15 protein-coding genes are annotated in these 15,142 nt (G+C 65.2%); 7 read left to right on the top strand and 8 right to left on the bottom strand.

From position 1 onward, the window contains the following. Window positions 1-60: 60 nt before the first annotated feature. Window positions 61-1,521: an aldehyde dehydrogenase family protein gene (locus tag QCL65_RS15740; protein ID WP_407310215.1), complete on the bottom strand. Its 1,461-nt coding sequence runs from the start codon at window positions 1,519-1,521 to the stop codon at window positions 61-63. Between the two features lie 358 nt (window positions 1,522-1,879). On the opposite strand from QCL65_RS15740, the gene QCL65_RS15745 reads away from it, so the two are divergent. After that, window positions 1,880-2,758: an MBL fold metallo-hydrolase gene (locus QCL65_RS15745; RefSeq protein WP_407310217.1), complete on the top strand. Its 879-nt coding sequence runs from the start codon at window positions 1,880-1,882 to the stop codon at window positions 2,756-2,758. 12 nt (window positions 2,759-2,770) lie between these two features. After that, a complete protein-coding gene (locus QCL65_RS15750) occupies window positions 2,771-3,568 on the top strand; it encodes a sulfite exporter TauE/SafE family protein (RefSeq protein WP_407310219.1) in 798 nt (265 codons plus the stop codon). Window positions 3,569-3,576: 8 nt separating this feature from the next. On the opposite strand, the gene nikR is transcribed toward QCL65_RS15750, so the two are convergent. Further along, on the bottom strand, window positions 3,577-4,023 hold the full coding sequence (gene nikR / locus QCL65_RS15755) for a nickel-responsive transcriptional regulator NikR (RefSeq protein ID WP_407310221.1): 447 nt from the start codon (window positions 4,021-4,023) through the stop codon (window positions 3,577-3,579). Between the two features lie 107 nt (window positions 4,024-4,130). On the opposite strand from nikR, the gene nikA reads away from it, so the two are divergent. From nikA to nikE, 5 genes are read left to right on the top strand one after another with little or no spacing between them, the layout of a single operon-like run. Further along, complete coding sequence (gene nikA, locus QCL65_RS15760; protein ID WP_407310223.1) at window positions 4,131-5,702, top strand: nickel ABC transporter substrate-binding protein; 1,572 nt, start codon at window positions 4,131-4,133, stop codon at window positions 5,700-5,702. Window positions 5,703-5,705: 3 nt separating this feature from the next. Further along, window positions 5,706-6,647, top strand: coding sequence for a nickel ABC transporter permease subunit NikB (gene nikB / locus QCL65_RS15765; RefSeq protein WP_407310225.1), 942 nt, complete (start codon window positions 5,706-5,708; stop codon window positions 6,645-6,647). Next, a complete protein-coding gene (gene nikC / locus QCL65_RS15770; protein WP_407310227.1) occupies window positions 6,644-7,492 on the top strand; it encodes a nickel ABC transporter permease subunit NikC in 849 nt (282 codons plus the stop codon). Before nikB ends, nikC begins: the two co-directional genes overlap by 4 nt. After that, window positions 7,489-8,262: an ATP-binding cassette domain-containing protein gene (locus tag QCL65_RS15775; protein ID WP_407310229.1), complete on the top strand. Its 774-nt coding sequence runs from the start codon at window positions 7,489-7,491 to the stop codon at window positions 8,260-8,262. The genes nikC and QCL65_RS15775 overlap by 4 nt, the downstream gene beginning before the upstream one ends. Further along, the gene (nikE, locus tag QCL65_RS15780; protein WP_407310231.1) at window positions 8,259-9,038 is read left to right on the top strand and encodes a nickel import ATP-binding protein NikE; all 780 of its coding nucleotides are present in this window, start codon (window positions 8,259-8,261) and stop codon (window positions 9,036-9,038) included. Before QCL65_RS15775 ends, nikE begins: the two co-directional genes overlap by 4 nt. A gap of 26 nt (window positions 9,039-9,064) precedes the next feature. Here the strand turns inward: nikE and QCL65_RS15785 are convergent, their stop codons facing one another. From QCL65_RS15785 to QCL65_RS15810, 6 genes are read right to left on the bottom strand one after another with little or no spacing between them, the layout of a single operon-like run. Next, window positions 9,065-9,811 (bottom strand): fumarylacetoacetate hydrolase family protein, encoded by a 747-nt coding sequence (locus QCL65_RS15785; RefSeq protein WP_407310233.1) that lies wholly within the window; start codon window positions 9,809-9,811, stop codon window positions 9,065-9,067. Further along, entirely contained in the window at window positions 9,808-11,244 is a 1,437-nt protein-coding gene (gene hydA / locus QCL65_RS15790) for a dihydropyrimidinase (RefSeq protein ID WP_407310236.1), read from the bottom strand. Before hydA ends, QCL65_RS15785 begins: the two co-directional genes overlap by 4 nt. A 1-nt stretch (window position 11,245) precedes the next feature. Then, on the bottom strand, window positions 11,246-11,974 hold the full coding sequence (locus QCL65_RS15795) for an aspartate/glutamate racemase family protein (RefSeq protein ID WP_407310238.1): 729 nt from the start codon (window positions 11,972-11,974) through the stop codon (window positions 11,246-11,248). Continuing rightward, complete coding sequence (locus QCL65_RS15800; protein ID WP_407310240.1) at window positions 11,971-13,353, bottom strand: amidohydrolase family protein; 1,383 nt, start codon at window positions 13,351-13,353, stop codon at window positions 11,971-11,973. The genes QCL65_RS15795 and QCL65_RS15800 overlap by 4 nt, the downstream gene beginning before the upstream one ends. Then, entirely contained in the window at window positions 13,350-14,147 is a 798-nt protein-coding gene (locus QCL65_RS15805) for an SDR family NAD(P)-dependent oxidoreductase (RefSeq protein WP_407310242.1), read from the bottom strand. Before QCL65_RS15805 ends, QCL65_RS15800 begins: the two co-directional genes overlap by 4 nt. Then, entirely contained in the window at window positions 14,144-15,142 is a 999-nt protein-coding gene (locus QCL65_RS15810) for an NAD-dependent epimerase/dehydratase family protein (protein ID WP_407310244.1), read from the bottom strand. The genes QCL65_RS15805 and QCL65_RS15810 overlap by 4 nt, the downstream gene beginning before the upstream one ends.

Raw genomic sequence — 15,142 nt, forward strand, 5'->3', positions numbered from 1 at the left:
GGCTTAGCGCACCGTCAGACAGCATCGAGGCCTCGGCCAGCGCCCTGCCCTCGCCCCTGTTCAAGCGAAGCCGACAATGGCCTTGGTTTCCAGGTACTCCTCGAAACCCTGCACACCGAATTCGCGGCCATTACCAGAACGCTTGTAGCCGCCAAAGGGCGCCATGGGGTTCCAGGTCGGGTAATTCAGCAGCACTTGGCCGGCACGAATCCGCGCGGCGACTGCGCGCACTTGATCCAGATCTTGGCCCTGGACGTGGGCGCTCAAGCCATAGACGGTGTGGTTGGCGATGGCCACGGCCTCATCGAGGCTGTCGTAGGCCAGGATGCACAACACCGGGCCAAAGATTTCTTCCTGGGCAATGCGCATGGCCGGGTCCACTTCGGAGAATACGGTCGGGCGAGCGTAGAACCCCTTGGGCAAACCCTCAACGCGACCAGGGCCGCCGCACACCAGGCGGGCCCCTTCGCTCAAGCCGGCGTCGATCATGGCTTGCACGCGGTCGTACTGGGCGCGATTGGCGATCGGGCCCAGCACCGTCTGCGCGTTTTGCGGGTCGCCCACCACGATCCCTTGAGCGGTCGCGGCGGCCAGGGCTTCGACCTCGGCCAGGCGCTGCCTGGGCACGATCATTCGCGTCGGCGCACTGCACGACTGGCCAACGTTACGTAGCGCCGACATCACCCCCAGCGGCACCGCCTTGGCAAAATCGGCATCGGGCAAGAGGATGTTCGGCGACTTGCCGCCCAACTCCTGGGTCACGCGTTTGACCGTCGCTGCCGCCGCCTGGGCCACCAGGGCGCCCGCGCGGTTGGAGCCGGTGATGGAAATCATGTCGATATCGGCGTGGGCCGCCATGGCCGCGCCCACCTCGGGCCCACTGCCGTTGACCAGGTTGAACACCCCCGCCGGCAACCCGGCGTCATGCACCAATTGCGCGAACAGCAGCGCGCTCAAGGGCGACAGTTCACTGGGTTTGAGCACCACCGTGCAGCCCGCAGCAATCGCTGGGGCCACCTTGGCGGTGATTTGATAGAGCGGCCAGTTCCAGGGGGTAATCAGGCCGCACACGCCAATCGGCTCGCGGACAACCGCGGTGCTGCCTTGCAGGGTCTGAAAAGAGTAATCGAGCAGGACATCCCGAGCCACGCGCACGTGTTCGGCCGCCAAGGGCACGTGCATGGCCCGGGCAAAGCTGATGGCCGCGCCCATCTCCAGCGACAGCGCCTGGGCCAAAACTTCTTGGCGTTGCAGGATCAGGCCATGGATTTTTTCCAGAAAGCCGGCGCGCTCAGCGACGCTGGTGGCCGCCCAGCCGACCAGCGCCCGCCGCGCCGCAGCCACGGCGCGGTCGACGTCGGCGCCAGTGCCGCTAGCGACCTCGGCCACTACTTGCTCGGTGGCCGGGTTGATCACCGCCAAGCTGGCCGGCTGGGTCGGCTCGACCCATTGCCCATCGATGTAGAACAACTGCGCAGTGTGGGGGTCGACGCGGTAGCTGGCTGAGGGTTGAGTGGTCATCCTACGGGCTCCCTGGAGCGGTCTGATTACATCGCACTAAATTAGCAAAACCGCCCTGGCCGAATGTGCCGCTGTTGGCTGCGCCAAAGGATAATCTGCCGAATCTGCCGGCCCTTGCAGGCAAACCGCCAGGCTCCAGCTTTGCCGGCAGCCATGGGCCCGGTTTCGCTGGGTAGCCGAAGCCCTGGCGCTATCCAATGTTTGCCAACCGCGTTGCGGGGCTGACACACCTCGGTAGCGAGAGGCGAACTTGGGACAACGACGGATAGCATCGCGACACTGAGCACGATCGACCTACATCGCCATGGGCAGTCTAGTAAACTAGTTATGGCGCCAAGCGCCCGCTCAGGAGAAACACATGACCCCACGAATGCAGGTTGAAGGGTTCTTCGACACCGCCACCCAGACCATCAGTTACTTGGTGCTCGATACTGCGACCCGCCGCTGCGCGCTGATCGACAGCGTGCTGGACTTCGACCCGAAGTCGGGCCACACCGCGACCACCTCCGCCGACGCCTTGATCGCGCGGGTCGCCGAGTTGCAGGCGCAGGTCGAATGGATTCTGGAAACCCACGTGCATGCCGATCACCTCACCGCCGCGCCCTACCTGCAAGGCAAACTGGGGGGCAAGGTGGGGATCGGCAGCCGTATTCCCGCGGTGCAAGAGGCCTTTGGCACGCTGTTCAACATAGGCGACGAACTGCCCCGCAACGGCAGCCAGTTCGACCACCTGTTCGAAGACGAAGAAACCTTCGCCATCGGCTCCTTGCACTGCCGCACTCTGCATACCCCAGGCCATACCCCGGCCTGCGTGACCTATGTGATCAGCGCCGGTGACAGCCTGGCCGCCTTCGTCGGCGATACCCTGTTCATGCCGGACTACGGCACCGCCCGTTGCGACTTTCCCGGCGGCGACGCTAGCGCGCTGTATCGCTCAGTGAATAAGGTGCTGAGCCTGCCTGCCCATACCATCCTGTACATGTGCCACGATTACCAGCCCGGTGGCCGTGACGTGCAATTCCAAAGCACGGTCGCGCAACAGCGCCAGGCCAATGTGCATATCCGTGACGGCATCAGTGAGCACGAGTTCGTCACCATGCGCACCGAGCGCGATCGTACCCTCGGCATGCCCACGCTGCTGCTGCCCTCCGTGCAAATCAATATCCGCGCCGGGCACCTGCCCGAGCCTGAAGCCAACGGCACACGCTACCTGAAAATCCCCTTGAACATGGCTTGAGGCAGGCGGCGCGTGTTGATCGTAGTGCTGGGCTTCATCGTCGGGGTGATCCTGGCCCTCACCGGGGCCGGTGGCGGTATTCTCGCGGTGCCCTTATTGGTTTTCGGCGCGGGGCTGAGCATGGTTCAGGCCAGCCCCATTGGCCTGTTGGCAGTGGCCTTGGCCGCAGCCCTGGGCGCCGCCATCGGCTTGAAAAACCGCACCGTGCGCTACAAGACAGCGCTGTTGGTCGCCGCTACCGGGATCGTCGCTTCGCCGATGGGCCTGTGGCTGGCGCATCGGGTGCCCAATAAACCGCTGGCCATCTTTTTCGCTTTAGTGCTGTTGTACGTGGCGGCACGCGCGTACAAGCGCAGCCTGCCGCCCGCCCCCGATGCGCCCTGCCCGCCGCCCCGAAGCCCACCGCCGTGCCTGCTCGATGCCCGGCGCGGCAAGCTGACCTGGACCGCCCCATGCGCCCGTGCGCTGTGCGCGTCGGGGGCACTGGCCGGCGGTTTGTCGGGGTTGTTGGGGGTGGGCGGTGGTTTCGTGGTGGTCCCGGCTTTGCAGCGCTACACCGACTTCAATGCACAAACCGTGCGCGCCACCTCCCTGGCCGTGATCGCTCTGGTCTCGCTGGCGGGCGTGGCGACCAGCGCGGCCACCGGGCATTTGTACTGGCCGGTGGCGCTGCCGTTTTCCCTAGGCGCGGGGCTCGGCATGCTCGCCGGTAGCCTGGTGGCTGCCAGACTCTCCGCCGCGCTGCTGCAACGCAGCTTTGCGCTGGTGTCGGGGGTGATCGCTGTCGCCCTGTTGGTGAACAGCCTTTAGACAGCGAATCAGCTTTTGTCTGGCACATCCACGGGGGCGTCGTGGCCGTGCTGCAGTTTGTCCACCGGGATGATCTGCACATTACCGTGGCGAACACCGCGTTCGGCAATCACCTGGCGGGCCAGGTCGGCCACCTGCCCGGTGGGCCCCTGCAGCACCGAGACTTCCAGGCAGTTGCCGTGGTCGAGGTGAACATGCAGGGTGGAAAGCGTCAGGCCATGGTGGGAATGGAACGTGCCGTTCAGGCGCTTGGACAACTCGCGGGTGTGGTGGTCGTAGACGTAACTCAAAGTCGCTATACAGCCGGCGTCACGGTCGCCCGTCTGCGGCTCGAGCAAGCCCGCGCGCAGCAAGTCACGCACCGCCTCGGAACGGCCCTGGTAACCATGGGTGCCAACGCGTTGATCGATCGCCGCCAGCAGTTCCTCATCCAGTGTGATGGTGACTCGTTGCATCGATAGCTTCCCGCTTAGTGTGAGGTTTAACCATAGACATCATACTGCCCGATGAATACTCTATGCCCCCATCGTCGTGGAGGGGCATAAGTGTGAAGCAGCCAGGCATGAAACGAAAGCTCGGAACTTGGGTACTGGCGGCATCCGCAGCGCTTTTATTGGCGCCCCTGGGCAACCTCGCCTTCGCTCAGACAACGGCTGACAGCCTGGTCTACACCTGGCCCACCAATGCCGGCCCGCTGGACCCGCGCGGCTATTCGCCGAACCAGATGTACGCCCAGGCCATGGTCTATGAACCCCTGGTGCGCTACACCGCCACGGGCGCCGTGGAGCCGTGGCTGGCCAGCAGCTGGCAGGTCTCCGCCGACGGTAAAACCTACACCTTCACCCTGCGCGAGGGGGTGACCTTCAGTGATGGCACGCCCTTTACCGCTGCGGCCGCCAAGAGCAACCTCGACGCAGTGCTGGCCAACCCCCAGCGGCATCAGTGGATGGAATTGGTCAGCACCTTGGAACAAATTCAGGCGCCAGACCCGCACACCTTGGTGCTGGTGCTCAAACACCCCTATTACCCGACGCTGCTGGAGCTGGCCCAGGTGCGCCCGCTGCGCTTTGCCGCGCCTAGCGCCAAGCCCGGCCAACCGGTGGGTACCGGCCCGTGGAAATGGGTAGAAACCCGCCGTGGCGAGTACGACCGTTTTCAGCGCAACGAGCACTACTGGGGCCCTCGGCCGGCCTACGGGGAGGTGTTGGTCAAGGTCATCTCAGACCCGGACAGCCGCGCCATTGCCCTGCAGACCGGCGAGGTAGACCTGATCCAGGGCGCCGAAGGTGAAATATCCCCCGGGACCTTCGTACGCCTGCGCGACGCTGGGTTCAACACGGCCATCTCGGCGCCGTTGGCGACCCGCAGCGTGGCGATGAACACTGGGTTGGCGCCGACCAACGAATTAGCGGTGCGCCAAGCCATCAACCAGGCCATCGACAAAGACAGCATCATTGCCAAGGTGCTGCACGGCCTGGAGCCCCGTGCCGATACGCTGTTCGCCAAGAACATGCCGTACACCGACCTTGGCCTCACAGCTCTGCCCTATGACCCCGCCGCTGCTCGGCAAACCCTGGAGGCCGCCGGCTGGCAGGCTGGGCCGGGTAAGGGCCCACGGCGCAAAAACGGCCAGCCCCTGAGTCTGGAGCTGTGCTTCCTGGGCACCAGCGCTTTGCAAAAAAGCCTCGCCGAGATCATTCAAGGTGAGCTGGCTAAAATCGGCATCCAGGTGCAGTTGCGCGCGGAAGAAGAAAATGCCTTGGTGCAGCGCCAGCGTGAAGGTCGTTTCGGCATGATCTTCGCCGACACTTGGGGCGCTCCATACGACCCGCACTCGTTCGTCAGCTCCATGCGCTACGCCGGCCATGCCGATTACATGGCCCAGCGCGGGCTACCGATGAAGGACGCTATCGACCAACAAATCGCCGAAGTTCTGGCCAGCACCGACGAGGCCAAGCGCGCGCAAGGTTACCGAAATATCCTCACCACCCTTCACGACCAGGCCGTGTACCTGCCCATTTCCTACCTCACCGCCATCAGCGTCAGCCGCCCGACGGTGCAAGACGTCGAGTTCGGTAGCACGCTGTTCGACGTACCGTTCGAACGCATGCACCCCAGCGCCGGGAAACCCTGAGCCATGCTGCGTTATGTTCTCCTGCGCCTGGCGCTGCTGATCCCCGTGTTATTGGGGGTATCGTTGATCGTGTTCACCTTGCTGCACCTGGGTAACGGTGATCCGGCCCTGGATTACTTGCGCCTGTCGCAGATCCCACCGACCGACACGGCGCTGCAGGAAGCCCGGCACGCGCTGGGGCTCGACCGGCCGCTGCCCGAGCAGTACCTGAGCTGGCTGTGGCATGCCCTGCACTTGGATTTCGGCACCTCCTATGTCACCGGCCGCCCCGTGCTGGATGACCTGCTGTACTACTTGCCCGCCACCTTGCAGCTGGGCGGGTTGGCACTGGCCAGCACCTTACTGCTTAGCATCCCCCTCGGGCTCGCCGCAGCGCGCTGGCGTGGGCGCTGGCCCGACCAACTGGTGCGGCTGGTGACCTTTGTCGGTGTCTCGATGCCGAATTTCTGGCTGGCGTTCCTGCTTATTGCCGTATTTTCCCTGTGGCTCGGTTGGCTTCCGGCTCTGGGCCGAGGCAGTGCCGCGCACCTGGTGATGCCGGTGCTGGCAATCGCCCTGATGTCCATGTCGATCAACGCCCGGCTGTTGCGCGCCAGCCTGCTGGACGTCAGCCAGCACCGCCACGTGCTGTATGCGCGGGCGCGCGGCCTGAGCGAGCGGAGCGTGTGGCAGCAGCATATTCTGCGCAACGCCTGGATGCCCCTGGTGACGGCCACGGGTATGCACATTGGCGAGTTGCTCGGCGGTGCGTTGGTCATCGAAACCATCTTCGCCTGGCCCGGCGTGGGCCGATTCTCAGTCGGCGCGGTGCTCAACCGCGACTATCCGGTGATGCAATGCTTCACCCTGCTGCTCACCGCCCTGCTGGTGCTGTGCAACCTGGTGGTGGATATCTGCTACGCCTGGCTCGACCCACGCACACGCCGCGCCGGGGTGCCCGCATGAGCCAGCCATTAACCACCATCCGCCGCACGGGCCATTGGGGGCTGCGCCTGGCCGGCGCGATGGTCGCTATTTTGTTGCTGCTGGCATTACTTGGCCCCTGGCTGGCCCCCTACGATCCGACCCTGGTCGACCTGGGTGAACGCCTGCTTCCCGCCAGCAGTAGCCACTGGCTGGGCACCGACCACCTGGGGCGCGACGTGCTATCGCGGCTGATCGTCGGCACCCGCCTGTCACTGGGTAGCGTGGTCTTGACCCTGGCCCTGGTCCTGGCGATGGGGGTGGCCATCGGCGGCCTGGCCGGCTTCGTGGGCGGCAAGCTGGACATGCTATTGATGCGCCTGTGCGACATGTTCCTGACCTTCCCGACCCTGGTGCTGGCGTTCTTTCTGATCGCCGTGCTGGGCACCGGGCTGGGCAACGTGATCGTCGCCATCGCACTGTCCCACTGGGCCTGGTATGCGCGCATGGTGCGCGGCATGGTGATCGCCCAGCGCGGGCGCGACTATGTGCTGGCCTCGCGGTTGGCCGGCGCGGCGCCCATCACCCAGGTGCGCCAGCACATTCTGCCCAACGTCGCCGGCCAGTTGCTGGTGTTGGCGTCGATGGACATCGGCCACATGATGCTGCACGTCTCAGGGCTGTCATTCCTGGGCTTGGGCGTTAGCCCACCGACCCCTGAGTGGGGGGTGATGATCAACGATTCCAAAGAGTTCCTGTGGACCCAACCGCAGCTGCTGCTATGGCCTGGGTTGATGATCTTCTTCTCGGTCATGGCTTTCAATTTATTGGGCGATGCCCTGCGTGACCGCCTCGACCCGGCCCTGCGCGCGGAGCAGCCCACATGAGCGAGCAATTGCAGTTGCGCGGGCTGCGTATCGAACACCGCCACCAAGCATTGGTCAGCGACGTCGACCTGAGCCTCAGCACGGGGCAGATCTGTGCCCTGGTGGGGGCCAGTGGCTCCGGCAAGTCGCTGACCTGCCTGGGCATGCTCGACCTGCTGCCCGCCAGCCTGCGGCGGGTGGCCGGGCAACTGGCGGTGGATGGCCAGGCCAGGCCGCCGGCCGAGCTGCGCGGCCGGGAGGTGGCGTTGATCCTGCAAAACCCACGCAGCGCCTTCAACCCGGTGCGCACCCTGCGCCAGCATGCCTTGGAGACTCTTCGGGTACGCGGCATCAACGGCGCCCAGGCCCGCGCAAAAATGCGCGAAGCGGTGAGCGAAGTGGGCCTGGACGAGGTGGAGCGGGTCCTCGACGCCTACCCTTTTGAACTCAGCGGCGGCATGCTGCAGCGGATGATGATCGCCTTGGCGTTGCTGGCCGACAGCCGTTTTTTACTGGCGGACGAACCCACCAGCGACCTCGACGTCGTGGCCCAAGCGCGCTTTCTCGATGTGCTGGAACGGCTGGCTGCGCAACGCAACCTGGGGGTGTTGTTGGTGACCCACGACATGGGCGTGGTGGCGCGCAGCTGCGACCACGTGGCAGTCATGGAGGGCGGACGCATCGTCGAATATGGCAACGTCGCCAGCCTGTTCCAGTCACCCCGCAGCGGCGCCGCGCAAGCGCTGCTCCACGCCCACCAGCGCCTGACCCAAGAGCACCCCTGGACATGAGCCTGCTGCACGCGCATCACCTCAGCCATAGCTATACCAGCGGCGGCCTGTTGACCCGCAAGCACCGCGTGCAAGTGCTGCGCGACCTCAGCCTGGAACTGCAGCCCGGCCAAAGCCTGGGCCTGCTGGGGCGCAGTGGCAGCGGCAAAAGCACCTTGGCGCGCCTGTTGATGGGCCTGGAACAACCTGAACAAGGCCATATCACTTTTCAGGGCGCTGCCTTCGACCCCACCAGCAAAGCCTTTCTGCAGACCGTACAGATGGTCTTCCAGGACGCCCCCAGCGCGTTCAACCCGCAGCGCAGCATCGCCTGGAGTATCGCCGAACCCCTGCGCCACCTCTGTGGCCTCAGCGCCAGGGCCTGCCAGGCCCGTGCCAACGAACTGCTGGCGCAGGTGCATCTGGCCCCTGCCGATGGGGCAAAACTGCCTGCGCAACTGAGCGGCGGCCAATTGCAGCGCGCAGGGCTCGCCCGAGCGTTAGCGGCTAAGCCGCAACTCATCATTCTCGACGAAGCCCTGTCTAATCTCGACCGGGTCCTGCAAGTGCAAATGCTCGGGTTACTCGCCGACCTGCGCGAACGCCTGGGCACCGCGTTCGTGCTGATCACCCATGACCTGAGCCTGGTGCAGCACTTCTGCCAGCGGGTGGTGGTGCTGGCCGACGGCAGCGTCGCCGAAGACCGCAGCGTGGTGGCCAATATGCAGTTCGCTCACCCCGCCGGCCAGCTGCTACAAGCGGCGGTGTTACCGGCGCGGCCGTTGCGCCAGCCCTGAAGGCTGAGCCTTGGAGTGGGGTCGCATCAGGTGTGCATCACGACGCTTCCCAAGCCCATAAATGCCACTTCAACCTGAGCGCCCATCGGCGCCCAGTAAAGGCCGGTCCAACTGCCGGTGGCCACCAGGTCTCCAGCCCGCAACGGCTGGCCTTGGGCAGCGGCATGCCGGGCCAGCCATGGCAAAGAGTGCAACGGCTCGGCAAACGGATGACTGCCGCTGGCGCTGAAAACCACAGCGCCGTCGACCTTCAATTCGACCGCTTGCTGCGCCCAGTTGGGTAACCCCTGCAACCTCTGCGGCTCGCCGAGAATCAAGGCGCGGTTAAGTTGCTGGTCAGCCAAACGCAGCAAAGGGGCTGCCTGCTCTCCCCGCACCCAGCGGGTGTCGCACAGCTCGATACCCGGCATCCATGAATCGATAGCCGCATACGCCTTGGCCAGGTCAGTGTGTTCGTCGAGGTCATGGGCCAGGCGCACGAACAACTCGCCTTCAATGCCGAAGGCAAAGCAATAGTCCGCCGGGGCTTGCCAGCCTGTCCCATGCACCGCAGCGCTGGGCACCCTGGCGGCGCTGATCAAACCTGCCGGTGCGCCGCCCAACTTCCATGCCTGCGGTCCTGAGCAGGCCAAGCCGCCAATGGTTTCGGCGACCTGGCGCTGCACCTCGTAAGCCTCGGCTTCGCTGGTTAACGCTACGCTTGGCAGGGGCTGGCGCCGCCCCTCTTGCCAGCTGCGAATCAGGCTGGCGGCAACTTGCTCAACGGCGCTCATTGGGGCAACTCGGTCTTGCGCCGGCGAACCTGCGCTGGCGCGGGGCGCGCGCAAGCCAGGAACTGGCCACGGCCCGCTGCGCCGCGGGGCTGGCCGTCCCACACCACTTCGCCGCGGGACAGTGTCACGGCCGGCCAAGCGCTCAATTGCATGCCGGCGTAGGGGGTGTAATCGACGTTGTGGTGCAGCATTTCATTAGTGATCGACACCGTTTGCCCTTCGTCCCAAATCACCAGGTCGGCATCCGTGCCAATCGCGATGCTGCCTTTGCGCGGGTACAAGCCATACAGCTTGGCGGCATTGGTGGAAGTCAACGCCACGAAGCTTTGTGGGGTGATCCGCCCCGTTCGTACACCTTCGGACCAGAGCAAGGCCATACGGGTTTCGACCCCCGGAATACCGTTGGCGATGCGGTCGAACGACACCTCTTCGCCGTGGGCCTTTTTGCCTTCTGGGCCATCGAAGCGAAACGGCGCGTGATCCGAAGAAAAAATTTCAAACGAGCCGTTCTCCAAACCATCCCAGATCACTTGCTGGTTGGCGGCGTCGCGCGGCGGCGGGCTGCAGATGCATTTAGCCCCCTCGAAACTGTCATCGCAGCCCAGCGAGTCGGCGGTCAGGAACAGGTACTGCGGGCACGTCTCGGCATACACCTTCAAGCCCTGGCTCTGGGCCCAGCGGATCTGCTCCACGGCTTCGCGGCCTGATACGTGGACGATCAGGATCGGCACGTCGACCAACTCGGCCAAGGCAATCGCTCGGTGGGTCGCCTCTCGTTCCACCAGCATGGGCCGTGAGTTGGCGTGGTAACGCGGCGCGCTCAACCCGGCCGCCAGCAGGCGCTCGGTCAGCCAGGCGATGCAGTCACTGTTCTCCGCGTGCAGCATCACCATGGCCCCTTCTCGACGGGCCACCGATAAGGTTTCGAGGATTTCTCGATCACCCAGTTTGAGCGCGTCGTAAGTCATGTAGATTTTGAACGAGGTGTAGCCTTCGGCGATCAGCGCCGGCAGCTCTTCGCGCAACACCTGGGGCGTGGGGTCGGTGACGATCAGGTGAAACCCATAGTCGATCACCGGCTTGTTGCCGGCCCGACGGTGATAGTCATCTACCGCCGCACGCAGGCTTTCGCCCTTCTGCTGGCAGGCGAACGGGATGACCGTGGTGGTGCCGCCGCACGCGGCCGACACCGTACCGCTGAAGAAATCGTCGGCCATGACCGAGCCGTCGCCGGTCGGTTGGTCCAGGTGCACGTGGCTGTCGATGCCACCGGGGGTGACGTGGCGCCCGGCGGCATCGATTTCCTCGGCGCCTTGGCCCAGGTCCAGGCCCAGGGCGGCGATGCGCCCATCGCGGATGCCGATGTCACTGGTGAAGGTGTCTGCGGCGGTGACCACGCGGGCGTTGCGGATGACCATATCGAACGGTTGCATATCAGGCCTCATCTAGCAGTAACCGGCCCCAGCCGGTCAGGCGGCGCGTATCGACGCCGGTGGTTTTCAACATGTCCCAAACGACCGTGGTCACCGTGTCGAACACCGGCACGCCATACAGGCGCTCCCAGTGCTCGACGCGGTGCGCGGCGTGCAGGTTGGTGCAAAAGGTACTGACCGCCTGTGCACCGGCCGCGACCACGGCCTGCACTTGGTGGTCCAGGGTCGCTTCGCTGACTTGGGCGAAGGAGAAGTTGTCCTGCAACGAGAGGTGGCTCTCACAGCTGGCATCGATACCCAGGGCCGCGTAATTGGCGATGATCTTGGCCTGCACGTCGCCCAGGTAAGGCGTCACCAGCCCCAGGCGCTGGATACCGAAAGCCTGCAAGGCAGCATTGAGGGCCAACACCGAGGTGGTCGCCGGTATCCCCGTGGCCTCGGTAATGGCCGCGCATAATTGGACATCGGTATCGAACCCTAGCCAGCCGGCCGAGGTGCCGCTCCAGCCGATCACGTCGACCTGGGCGTCGGCCAGCAAGCGCGCGGCGTCGAGCACCCGTTCGCGCTGAAATTGCCCCAACGCCTCGGCGCTGAGGGCGATCTGGGTCACGCTAAAGCGCGAAAAGTGCACGCTGACCTCTCCCAGGCCGGCGATCAGCGCCTGGGTCAAAGGCTCCAGTGCCGTGTTGGAGGAAGGCGTCAAGACGCCCAGGCGAATACGACGGGTCATGGGCTCACTCCGCAGGCAAAACTAGAAGAAGGATAACCCCGTACCGGGTTGGGGCAGCGCTGCCAGAGTGCCTGGCATACCCTGGCGGCTTCGACGCGTACTTGGGCTTCGTCGACCCGGGTCGAACGGCCTTGCTCGATCACCACCTGGCCATTGACGATGACCGTCTCGACATCAGCCCCAGTGGCGTTGTGCACCAGGCTGCCAAGGGCATCGATGCACGGCGTGAGGTGCAACTGGCGGTAGTCGAGAATCGCCAGGTCGGCCAATTGCCCGACTGCCAGGCGGCCCAGCCGGTCACCCCAGCCCAGGGCGGCAGCGCCGTTGCAGGTGGCCATGCGCAGTACGTCGGACGGCTGCCAGTCATCGGCGACCTTACCCGCCTGCAAGCGCCCGACCGCCAGGGCCCAGCGCATCACCTCGATCATGTCACCGTGCATGGTGTCGGTGGCCAGGCACAGGGCGGCGCCGGCTTTGCGCAATTGCCGGATGGGCGCCATGCGTCCTGACATTGCGTTGCCCACCGGGATATGCACCACGTGGGCTCCTGAGCGGGCGATGCGCGCGATGTCGTCGTCAGTCACATGAATGCAGTGCCCGGCCAACAGGCGCTCATCGAGCATGCCCAGCTCATGGAGCAACTCTACGGGGGTGCGGCCGTACTGGCGCCTGACCCAGCTCACTTCGGCCTGGCTTTGCGCAAGATGGGTGCTGATCTGCAAAGCGTGCCGACGCGCCAAGGCATCCATCTGGCGCAAGAAGTCCAGCGAACAGGTGTCCGCCGCGTGGGCAGTCAAGTGTGCTTGGATGCGCCCTTCGGCGCGCCCGGCCCAGGTCTGGACAAAGGCTTCGGCTTGCTCCAGCTGGCGCTCGCCACGCTCGCGGTCAAAGCGCCGTTCGCCCTGCAACAGCGAGGCGAAATCGACATCGGCCAAACGCTGGCTGGCAAATAAACGCACACCCGTTTCGGCCATACCGGCGACGGTATCCTGGGCGTGGACGAAGCTGTCGACCAACGTCGTGCACCCCGCCCGTAGCGCCTCCAGGGCCCCCAACCGGGACAGCGCCAGGGCTTCTTCCGGGGTGACCCAAGACGTCTGCGGCAGCCCCGGGGTATAGGACGGCGCAAAGCCGCAGTCGGGGGCCACACCGCGCACGAAGTTCAGCCCGGCATGGTAATGGGTGTTGATCAACCCCGGGACGATCACCCGCCCCGGCAGGTGCAGGTGGCGCTGTGCAGCCAGAGCAGTGCCGCGGTCCGGGCCCAAATAGGCAATGTGCTGTCCGAGGATCCCCAGGCTGGCTGGGCGAGCGACACCGTCCAGCGGGTCTAGCGCCAGCGCGCCGGTGATCAACAGGTCGAAGTTAGGCAGGCTCATGCGGCCATCCAGCCACCGTCGACCATCAAGGTGGTCCCGGTGATAAAGCTGGCTTCGCCGCTGGCTAAAAACGCCACGGCTTTGGCCACGTCATCCGGGCGCCCCAAGCGCGGCCACGGCGTACGTTGGCCGGCGCGTTGCAGCACCGCCGGGTCGATGGCGCGGCCGCCGGCCCCGGTCTGCACCTTGCCCGGTGCCACGGCGTTGCAGACGATCTGTTGCGCGGCATAGTCGCACGCGACTTGCCGGGTAAGGTAGTCGATGCCGGCTTTGCTGACGCCATAGGCCAGATCGTGCGGCGCTGCAATCATGCCGTGCTGGGACGATAAATTGATGATGCGCCCACGGACTTCGTCCTCCGGCACCTGCTGGAGCATCTGCCGAACGCCTGCACGGCAGCAGCGATAAACGCCGCTCAGGTTGACGTCCAGTACACGCTGCCAGTCGCCCTCGGCCAATTCCAACAAGGGCCGCGCATGGCGGATGCATGCATTGTTGACCAGCACATCGAGGCGCCCGAAGCGGCTGACGGTGGTCTCGATCAAAGCATCGACCTGGGCGCTGTCGGCGACATCCGTGTGCAGGAAACAGCCCCGCTGGCCCGCTTGGGCGATCAATTGTGCGGTGGGGCTACCGCCTTCAATCACCGCTTCGGTGACGTCGGCAATCACCACCACCGCCCCTCTGGCCGCCAGCAGCAGCGCGATAGCGCGGCCGATGCCCGACGCCGCGCCGGTGACGATACAGACTTTGTCGGCCATGCTCAGGCCTGACCCTGCCAGCGCTGGGTTCATTGCGCCCCCTTATGCTCGTGGCGCGCGGTGCACGCGAGCCATTGATGAAAGTCTTGATCGGCCGCCGCCAGGTCAAAGCGCGGGACGAAGCCGGTGGCCTCACACAGGCGTTGCACACTCAGGCTGGCGCGATCGTAATCGGCGTACAGGTCGACGTTAGGGACTTCACCAGGCTCGGCCAGGCGCCAGCGAAAGCCCGGGTGGCGGGCCTCGAGCCGTCGGCACCACTGGCTGAGCCACCAGGTGAAACCGGCGGCCACGTTGTACACCGGCAGTTGCCAGCGGGCCTGCGCCAGCAGATCGGCGATGGCCTGCGCTGCATCGCGTACGTATAGCCAGTCGCGCTGGCTGTCGCGGGGCAATAGCGCAGTACCGCCCTGCCGAGCGATTTGCAGCAGCTGCAACGGCGCGCTCAGTGTGTCGCGCACGCCGCTATCGGCTTCCCATGGGCCGAAGCAAGTGCCCAGGCGGCCAATACACAGGGGCATACCGCGCAGGCTAGCCAAACGCAGGGCGGCTTCCTCGGCGGTCCGTTTTGACAGGCCGTACAGCCCTTCGGGCGCCAAGGGTGAGCGCGCTTCATCGAGGCTGAAGGGTGCCCGGCCGGTGGCCCCGTACACCGAACCCGAGCTGATGTGCAGCACCCGCGCAACGCCACAATCGGCGGCGGCCCCGATGGCCGCCAGCACGCCACCGACGTTCACGTCGAAGATTGCCTGGGACGCCTCGCGCTCGCGCCGGGTATCGGCCGTGATCGCCGCCAGGGTCACTAACTGCTGGGGTCGGTGGGTATGCATGGCGTAGTGCAGCGCAATGGCGTCACGCACATCCCCTTGTTGATAGGCGAAGCCACCCGGCAATGCACTAAACAGCGCCAGGGCCGCCGGCGGGACCGGGCTCAGGTCGAAGCCCACCACCTCCTCGCCCTGGCTCAGCAGCAACTCAGCCAACGCTAGCCCAACAAAGCCACTACAGCCGGTGACCAGGGTTTTCAT

This window comes from Pseudomonas sp. nanlin1, assembly GCF_045571515.1.
GTDB lineage: Bacteria > Pseudomonadota > Gammaproteobacteria > Pseudomonadales > Pseudomonadaceae > Aquipseudomonas.

What these genes read in the sequence shown, in the direction of transcription:
- QCL65_RS15740 (WP_407310215.1), bottom strand. Translation starts at nt 1,521, where the DNA reads ATGACCACTCAACCCTCAGCCAGCTACCGCGTCGACCCCCACACTGCG.
- QCL65_RS15745 (WP_407310217.1), top strand. Translation starts at nt 1,880, where the DNA reads ATGACCCCACGAATGCAGGTTGAAGGGTTCTTCGACACCGCCACCCAG.
- nikR (WP_407310221.1), bottom strand. Translation starts at nt 4,023, where the DNA reads ATGCAACGAGTCACCATCACACTGGATGAGGAACTGCTGGCGGCGATC.
- nikA (WP_407310223.1), top strand. Translation starts at nt 4,131, where the DNA reads ATGAAACGAAAGCTCGGAACTTGGGTACTGGCGGCATCCGCAGCGCTT.
- nikB (WP_407310225.1), top strand. Translation starts at nt 5,706, where the DNA reads ATGCTGCGTTATGTTCTCCTGCGCCTGGCGCTGCTGATCCCCGTGTTA.
- nikC (WP_407310227.1), top strand. Translation starts at nt 6,644, where the DNA reads ATGAGCCAGCCATTAACCACCATCCGCCGCACGGGCCATTGGGGGCTG.
- QCL65_RS15775 (WP_407310229.1), top strand. Translation starts at nt 7,489, where the DNA reads ATGAGCGAGCAATTGCAGTTGCGCGGGCTGCGTATCGAACACCGCCAC.
- nikE (WP_407310231.1), top strand. Translation starts at nt 8,259, where the DNA reads ATGAGCCTGCTGCACGCGCATCACCTCAGCCATAGCTATACCAGCGGC.
- QCL65_RS15785 (WP_407310233.1), bottom strand. Translation starts at nt 9,811, where the DNA reads ATGAGCGCCGTTGAGCAAGTTGCCGCCAGCCTGATTCGCAGCTGGCAA.
- hydA (WP_407310236.1), bottom strand. Translation starts at nt 11,244, where the DNA reads ATGCAACCGTTCGATATGGTCATCCGCAACGCCCGCGTGGTCACCGCC.
- QCL65_RS15795 (WP_407310238.1), bottom strand. Translation starts at nt 11,974, where the DNA reads ATGACCCGTCGTATTCGCCTGGGCGTCTTGACGCCTTCCTCCAACACG.
- QCL65_RS15800 (WP_407310240.1), bottom strand. Translation starts at nt 13,353, where the DNA reads ATGAGCCTGCCTAACTTCGACCTGTTGATCACCGGCGCGCTGGCGCTA.
- QCL65_RS15805 (WP_407310242.1), bottom strand. Translation starts at nt 14,147, where the DNA reads ATGAACCCAGCGCTGGCAGGGTCAGGCCTGAGCATGGCCGACAAAGTC.
- QCL65_RS15810 (WP_407310244.1), bottom strand. Translation starts at nt 15,142, where the DNA reads ATGAAAACCCTGGTCACCGGCTGTAGTGGCTTTGTTGGGCTAGCGTTG.